Source organism: Xenorhabdus bovienii, assembly GCF_024721015.1.
GTDB lineage: Bacteria > Pseudomonadota > Gammaproteobacteria > Enterobacterales > Enterobacteriaceae > Xenorhabdus > Xenorhabdus bovienii.
The window spans coordinates 1-8,844 of record NZ_JANAIF010000017.1 but is presented as its reverse complement, the minus strand read 5'-3'; the positions used below and the strand labels follow the sequence as shown (position 1 = coordinate 8,844).

The 8,844-nt window shown below is 59.8% G+C and carries 1 protein-coding gene; it reads left to right on the top strand.

Features of this window, described 5'->3' with window-relative positions; all coding sequences use genetic code 11:
• Positions 1 to 11: 11 nt before the first annotated feature.
• Positions 12 to 8,844, top strand: an 8,833-nt coding sequence (locus NXS07_RS06670; protein ID WP_258086415.1) for a non-ribosomal peptide synthetase, incomplete at its 3' end; no start/stop codon positions are given.

Sequence of the window (8,844 nt, the reverse complement as noted above, 5' to 3'; positions counted from 1 at the left end):
TAAGGAATGACATGAACCTCGATAATCTGAAACGTGCTGTGCTAAAAAAGAAAATCAAACAACAATTGCAAACTCAGCAACAGCAGCGGCCATCCATCAAGCAGGTTGATCGGAATCTTCCTCTGCCATTGTCTTTCGCCCAACAACGACTGTGGTTCCTTGCTCAGCTCGATCCCGCCGCCAGCCTGGCCTACCATATCCCGGTAGCGCTGCGTCTCACCGGCCAGCTTGACCGCTACGCCCTGACCACCGCACTCGATCACCTAATCGCCCGGCACGAAAGCCTGCGCACCCGCTTCGTATTGGTCGAGGGTCAACCCTGCCAACACATCGATCCCGCTGATATCGGCTTTGTCCTGTCCTGCCAGGATCTGCGTTCGCTAGACCCGGCAATGCACAGCAACCGTATCGCCGAGCTTGCCGACCTTGAGGCGCAGACACCTTTCGACTTTACCCAAGGCCCGCTGATCCGCGGCCAACTGCTGCAACTGACAGACGAAGCGCATGTGTTACTGCTCACCCAGCACCACATCATCGCTGACGGCTGGTCTATCGGTGTGCTGGTGCACGAACTGGGCACCTTCTACCGCGCCGCCCTCGACGGCCACGACGATCCGCTACCGCCGTTGCCCATTCAGTACGCCGACTATGCCGTCTGGCAACGCGACTGGCTACAGGGGGATATCCTCACGGAACAACGTGACTTCTGGTGCAGTCAGCTCCAGGATGCCCCGGCTTTGCTGGCACTCCCCACCGACCGGCCACGTCCCCCGGTGCAACGCTATGCCGGCGGCCAAGTTCCCTTCCAGCTCGATGCGACCTTGCTGGCGTCGCTTAAGGAACTCGGACAACGCCATAACACCACCCTGTTTATGACCGTGCTGACCGCCTGGAGCATCGTCCTCATCCGGCTCAGTGGTCAGGATGACATTGTCATCGGCACTCCGGTCGCTAACCGTCCGCGCCATGAGCTTGAGAACCAGATCGGCTTCTTTGTCAATACCCTGGCCTTGCGCGTCACCCTGGGTGATACCTCCCGTGTGACCGACCTGCTCGCGCAGGTTCGTGAACGGGCACTTGCCGCCTATGCCCATCAGGATCTGCCCTTCGAGCAGGTGGTGGAAGCGTTGCAGCCCGACCGTAGCCTGAGCTACAGCCCGGTCTTCCAGGTGATGCTGACCTTAAACAACACCCCGTCCCAAAACCTGACATTGCCCGGTTTGCAGCTCACGCCAGTCGAACAAATACGCTATGGTGCCCACTTCGACCTAACGTTATCGCTGACCGAAACCGAAGCCGGTCTGATCGGTGATTTGGAATATGCCGCGGATCTGTTCGACCCCGCGACCGTTGAGCGCATGGTCGGCTATTTGGAAAATGTGCTGGCGGCAATGGCAGCTGATGCAACACAAGCCATTGCGAACCTGCCAATGCTGCCATTCTCGGAGCGACAACAACTACTGGTGGACTTCAACGCCACCCAGGCAGACTTCCCGCAGGATGCCCTGATCCATCAACTGTTCGAGGCTCAGGCGGCACACAGTCCCGGTGCAACGGCCGTGGTATGCGGGGAGCAAACACTCAGCTATGACGAACTGAACCACCGCGCCAATCGTCTGGCCCACTATCTGCTCGCGCTGGGCGTACGTCCGGACGATCGGGTGGCGATTTGTCTGGAACGCAGCCCGGAGATGGTGGTGAGCCTGCTCGCTATCCTTAAGGCAGGCGGTGCCTATGTACCGCTCGATCCGACTTATCCGGCCGAGCGGCTGGCGTATATGCTCGATGACGCAGCACCGGTAGCTTTGCTCACCCAGACGGCGTGGATCGACATGCTGTCCAGCACCATCCCCACGGTGGTGCTCGACGCCCCAGAATCGTCTATGACGACACAATCGGCCTACAATCCGGAGCCACAGGCGCTGGGGCTGACGTCACGCCATCTGGCGTATGTCATTTATACCTCAGGCTCGACCGGCCAGCCCAAGGGAGTGGCGATCGCCCACCGCAATACGGTGAATTTCCTCACCTGGGCGCAACGGACTTTCAGCCCGGAGGAATTGGCACATACTCTTTTTGCCACCTCGCTTAATTTTGATTTAGCGGTGTACGAATGCTTTGTGCCGTTGATCGCTGGCGGTACGGTTCACCTTGTCCCAGATGCGCTGTCGCTGATGACCACCGCACAGCCGGTCAGCCTGATCAATACCGTACCGTCAGCCATCGCGCACTTGATTGAAGCCAAGGCGGTTCCCATGACCGCCCGGACGGTCAATTTGGCCGGTGAAGCATTAAAACCCCACGTCATTGAGCATTTGTTTGCCGATACATCCGTACAGGATGTATGCAATCTGTATGGTCCTTCTGAGACGACGACTTATTCAACCTGGATACGGATGAACCGGGCGGAGGGCTTTGCCAGTCATATCGGCCGCCCGATCGCCAATACCCGGATCTATATTCTCGATGCCTACGGTCAGCCCGTTCCGCTCGGTGTGACCGGCGAAATCCATATCGCCGGTGCCGGCGTTGCCCGCGGTTACCTGAACCGCCCCGAACTGACGGCCGAGCGTTTCCTTGCCGATCCGTTCTCCTCCGAGCCGGATGCTCGTATGTACAAGACCGGCGACCTCGGCCGCTGGCGTCCCGACGGCAATATCGAATATCTCGGCCGCAATGACTTTCAGGTCAAAATGCGTGGCTTCCGCATTGAGCTTGGCGAGATAGAGACCCAACTGATGCAATGTCGCGGTGTGCGCGAAGCGGTGGTGCTGGCGCGTGAAGACGAGCCGAGCCAGAAACGTCTGGTCGCCTATCTGCGGCCTCTGGACGGCGTTGAGCTGGTTCCCGCTGAACTGCGTCAACAGCTTGCCCAGCGCCTCGCCGAGTATATGCTGCCCAGTGCCTTTATGACGCTCGACGCTTTCCCGCTCACCCCCAACGGCAAACTCGACCGTCAGGCGCTTCCTGCCCCCGACCTGTCTGCTGTGGTCGCTCGCGGCTATGAAACCCCGGTCGGTGAGGTGGAAACCGCTCTGGCACAAATCTGGCAAGATCTGTTGCGGCTGGAGCAAGTCGGCCGTCACGACCACTTCTTTGAACTCGGCGGCCACTCGTTGATGATCGTCAATCTGATCGAACGGCTGCATAGCCTTGGTTGGCGGCTCGACGTCCGCAGCGTGTTCGCCACCCCCGTTCTCACTGAGATGGCGCAGGCTATTCAGGGTGACACCAACGCCTTCGTCGTGCCGCCTAACCGTATCCCCGAAGGCTGCACCGCCCTCACCCCCGATATGCTGCCCTTAGTCTCACTGTCCCAGGCTGAAATTGATGCTATCGTCGACACCATTCCCGGCGGGGCAAGCAATGTGCAGGATATCTATCCGCTGGCACCGTTACAGGAAGGTATCCTGTTCCATCATCTGCTACAGGCACAAGGCGATGCCTATCTGTTGCAGAGCCTGCTCGCCTTTGACAGCCGCGAGCGTCTTGATACTTTCCTGACCGCGCTGCAACAAGTTATCGACCGCCACGATATCCTGCGTACCGCCGCCTGCTGGCAGGGATTGGCGCAGCCGGTTCAGGTGGTCTGGCGTCAGGCACCGCTGTGTGTCAATCGCTTTACTCCAGCCGCAGCGGACGATGTCCCGGCTCAGTTATTGGCTCACACCGATCCACGCCAACACCGTCTCGACCTGAGCCGTGCGCCGCTGTTCGCTGGCGACATCGCCCATGATCCGGCACAGGATGAATGGCTGCTGGCTCTGCGTTTCCACCATCTGGTCAGCGACCATATGACGCTGGAGCTGATTTTCGCTGAGATTGCTCAGGTGTTACAGGGGCAGGCCGGGACACTCCCCACTGCGCTACCCTACCGCAACTTTATCGCCCAGACCCTGAATGTGCCGGCCGCAGTGCATGAGGCCTATTTCCGCGCCCAGCTTGCCGACGTCGACACACCGACGGCACCGTTCGGCGTGCTCAAGGTGCCGGGCGATAACGAGACTGTCACCGAAGCCCGTCTCCCGCTCACTTCCGCTCTGGCGGAGGCCATCCGTACCCAGGCCCGCCGTCTGGGGGTCAGCCCGGGTGTGCTGTTCCATGTCGCCTGGGCTCAGGTGCTGGCACAAACCAGCGGCCATGATGATGTCGTCTTCGGCTCTGTACTGTTGGGTCGCCTGTTAGGGGTCGCTGGCGCTGATCGCATACTGGGGATGTTTATCAATACCCTGCCAGTACGAGTCTCTCTGGCCGGCCGCAGTGTGCAGGAAGTGGTGCAGGCCACCTACCGCGATTTGATGACGCTGCTGGAGCACGAGCAGGCACCGTTGGCGCTGACACAACGCTGTAGTGGCGTGCCGCAGTCGATGCCACTGTTCAGTGCCCTGCTTAATTACCGTCATAGCCAAACCAGCGAGGCAGACGCGGTTAACACGATTTGGACCGGTATACGCGTGGTCGCCGTTGAGGAACAGAGCAACTATCCGCTCACCCTGTCGGTGGATGATCTGGGCGCCGGTTTCCACCTGACCGCTCAGGCCGTAGTCGGGATCGATCCGGCTAGCGTAACCGCCTATCTGGTTACTGCCATCAGCGGCTTGGTCGATGCCCTGATTCGCGACCCGCAACGATTGATTCAGGATGTACCGATCCTGCCACCCTCCGAGCGGCAACAACTGTTGATGGATTTCAACGCGACTCAGGCGGACTTCCCGCAGGACGCCCTGATCCACCAACTGTTCGAGGCTCAGGTAGCACACAACCCCGACGCCACTGCCGTAGTGTACGAGGATCAGACACTCAGCTATGGCGAGCTCAACCGCCGCGCCAATCGTCTGGCCCATCATCTGATCGCGCTGGGCGTGCGTCCGGACGATCGGGTGGCGATTTGTGTCGAACGCAGCCCGGAGCTGGTGGTCGGTCTGCTCGCTATCCTCAAAGCAGGCGGTGCCTATGTGCCACTCGATCCGGCCTATCCGGCCGAGCGGTTGGCCTATATGCTCGATGACGCGGCACCGGTAGTTTTACTCACCCAAACGACACTGGCTAACACGCTGACCAGCACCATCTCTACGCCCGTACCCACAATAGTACTTGATGCCCAAGAACCGGCTATGGCAGCGCAATCTGTTCATAACCCGGATACGCAGGCGCTGGGTCTGACGTCACGTCATCTGGCGTATGTCATCTACACCTCCGGCTCGACCGGTTTACCCAAGGGGGTGATGGTCGAGCATCGCGGCCTGAGCAATCTGATCGCCACTCAGCAAGACACCCTGGCGATCAATCCCAGCAGCCGTATCCTGCAATTTGCCTCAAACAGCTTCGACGCCGGTATCTGGGAATGCGGCATGGCACTTCTGGCAGGCGCTTGCCTCCATCTTGCCCAGCGTATCCATCTCCTGCCTGGTGCTGCCCTGCTGAATATGCTGGAGACCCATGCCATTACCCATGTGCTGCTGTCACCCACCGCGCTGGCGGCTCTGGATACAGTTCCTGTGACACTGCAAACTCTGATCGTAGGCGGTGAGGCCTGCTCACCCGCGCTGGTCAAACGCTGGGCTGAAGGTCGGCGTATGGTCAATGCCTATGGACCGACTGAAAGTACGGTCTGCGCAACCATTTATCTGTGCGATAGCCGGGAAGAAGGAGCACCGCCCATCGGCCAGCCGATCGCCAACACCCGGATTTATATCCTGGATACACAAGGGCAGCCTGTTCCTCTCGGCGTAGCCGGCGAAATCCATATCGCGGGTGCCGGTATTGCCCGTGGCTACCTGAACCGCCCCGAACTGACCGCCGAACGCTTCCTTGCCGATCCGTTCTCCTCAGCCCCGGACGCCCGGATGTACAAGACCGGCGATCTCGGCCGCTGGCGCCCCGACGGCAACATCGAATATCTCGGCCGCAATGACTTTCAGGTTAAACTGCGCGGCTTCCGTATCGAGCTCGGTGAAATTGAAGCTCAATTGGTGCAATGCCCCGGTGTACGCGAAGCCGTGGTGCTGACCCGCGAAGACGAGCCGGGCCACAAGCGCCTGGTCGCCTATCTGCTGCCCCAGTCTGGTGTTAAGCTGGTGCCGGCCGAACTGCGTCAGCAGCTCTCTCAACACCTTGCCGAGTACATGCTGCCCAGTGCTTTTATGACGCTCGACGCCTTCCCGCTCACCCCCAACGGCAAACTCGATCGTCAGGCGCTCCCCGCCCCTGATCCGTCGGCGATAGTGGCACGCAGCTATGAAACCCCGGTCGGTAAAGTAGAAATCACACTGGCTCAGATCTGGCAAGACCTGCTGAGGCTGGAACAGGTCGGCCGTCACGACCACTTCTTTGAACTCGGCGGTCATTCGTTGCTTGCCGTCCAGCTCGTGGCACGCGTGCGTCAGGATCTGGCGCGGGAGTTGCCACTACAACAGATTTTCGCCCAACCCCTGCTGGCAGAGCTAGCCCAGACGCTGACCGGCACGTCGGCAACCACTCAGGTCGCTATCCCCGCCGCCGATCACAGCCGACCGCTACCATTGTCTTTCGCCCAGCAACGGCTGTGGTTTCTGGGTCAGCTCGATCCCGCCGCCAGCCTGGCCTACCATATCCCGGTAGCGCTGCGTCTCACCGGCCAGCTTGACCGCCACGCCCTGATCACCGCACTCGATCGCCTGGTTGCCCGGCAGGAGAGCCTGCGCACCCGCTTTATCCTGATCGAAGGACAACCCTGCCAGCACATCGATCCCGCCGATATCGGCTTTACCCTGTCCTATCAGGACCTGCGCCCACTGGAACCGCCGGCGCACACTCATCGTGTCGCCGAACTCGCCACCCTCGAAGCGCAGACGCCCTTCGACTTTACCCAAGGCCCGCTGATCCGCGGTCAACTGCTGCAACTGGCAGACGAAGAGCATGTGTTACTGCTCACCCAGCATCACATCATGGCTGACGGCTGGTCCATCAATGTGCTGGTGCACGAACTGGGCGCCCTCTACCGCGCTATCCTCGGCGGTCATAGCGATCTGTTGCCGCCGCTGCTCATTCAGTACGCCGATTATGCGGTCTGGCAACGCGACTGGCTGCAAGGAACCGTTCTTACTGAGCAGCGCGATTTCTGGTGCGCCCAGCTCGAGAACGCCCCGACCTTTTTGGAACTCCCCACCGATCGGCCGCGCCCGTCAGTACAAACCTATGCCGGCGATCGGGTTCCCTTCCAGCTTGATGCGACCTTGCTGGCATCGCTTAAGGGGCTAGGACAGCGCCATAACACCACCTTGTTTATGACCGCACTGACCGGCTGGAGCATCGTCCTCTCCCGGCTCAGTGGTCAGGATGATATTGTTATCGGTACCCCAGTCGCCAACCGTCCACACCGTGAGCTTGAGAACCTGATCGGCTTCTTTGTCAATACCCTGGCCCTGCGCGTCACGCCGGGTAATACCCCGCGTGTGGCCGATCTGCTCGCGCAGGTTCGTGAGCGTGCGCTCGCCGCCTATGCCCATCAGGATCTGCCCTTCGAGCAGGTGGTGGAAGCCTTGCAGCCCGATCGCAGCCTGAGCTACAGTCCGGTCTTTCAGGTGATGCTGACCTTAAACAACACCCCAGCCCAAGATCTGACATTGCCCGGTCTACAGCTCACGCCTCTTGAACAGGTGCGCCATAGCACCCACTTCGACCTGACGTTATCGTTGACCGAAACCGAGGCGGGTCTGGTCGGTGATCTGGAATATGCCGCCGACCTGTTCGACTCCGTAACCGTTGAACGCATGGTCGGCTATCTGGAAAATGTGCTGAAGGCGATGGCGGCTGATGCGACACAAACTATTGCGGATCTGCCGATACTGCCGGCATCGGAGCGGCAACAATTGCTGACCGGCTTCAATGCCATCCAAGCAGACTTCCCGCAGAACACACTGATCCATCAGCGGTTCGAGGCTCAGGCGGCACATTCTTCCGATGCCACCGCCGTGGTGTTTGAGGATCAGACACTCAGCTATGGTGAACTGAACCGCCGCGCCAATCGTCTCGCCCATCATCTGATTGCACTAGGTGTGCGTCCGGATGATCGGGTGGCAATTTGTGTCGAACGCAGCCCGGAACTGGTGGTCGGTTTGCTCGCGATCCTCAAGGCCGGTGGCGCCTATGTGCCGCTCGATCCGACTTATCCGGCCGAACGGCTGGCGCATATGCTCAATGATGCCGCACCCGTGGTATTGCTGACCCAGACGACGTGGGTTGACACACTGACCAGCCCAGTATCTACGTCCGTACCCACAATCGTACTCGATGCCCAAGAGGCGTCCCTGATGGCACAACCGGATCATAATCCGGACACACAAGCGCTGGGGCTGACGTCACGCCATCTGGCATATGTCATCTACACCTCCGGCTCCACCGGGCTACCCAAGGGGGTGATGGTCGAGCACGCCCATGTCACCCGCCTGTTAGCCGCCACCCAAGAACGTTTCCAGTTTGATGGCAATGATGTGTGGACCCTATTCCATTCCTTTGCTTTCGATTTCTCGGTGTGGGAACTTTGGGGTGCCTTGTCTCATGGCGGCCGGCTGATCGTCGTACCGACTGACTGTCTCCATTCACCGCAGGCGTTCTATGCGCTGCTGTGCCATGAGCAAGTCACCGTACTGAATCAAACGCCCAGTGCTTTTCGTCAGTTGATTTCTGCTCAGGATGCCACGCCGCATTCCCTGCGCTGCATCATCTTTGGGGGGGAAGCGTTGGAGTTGCATACACTTGCCCCGTGGGTCACCCGTAACCCCACCCGACAGACCCGTCTGGTCAATATGTACGGCATCACCGAGATCACCGTGCATGCCACCTATCGTGAACTCACGGAATCCG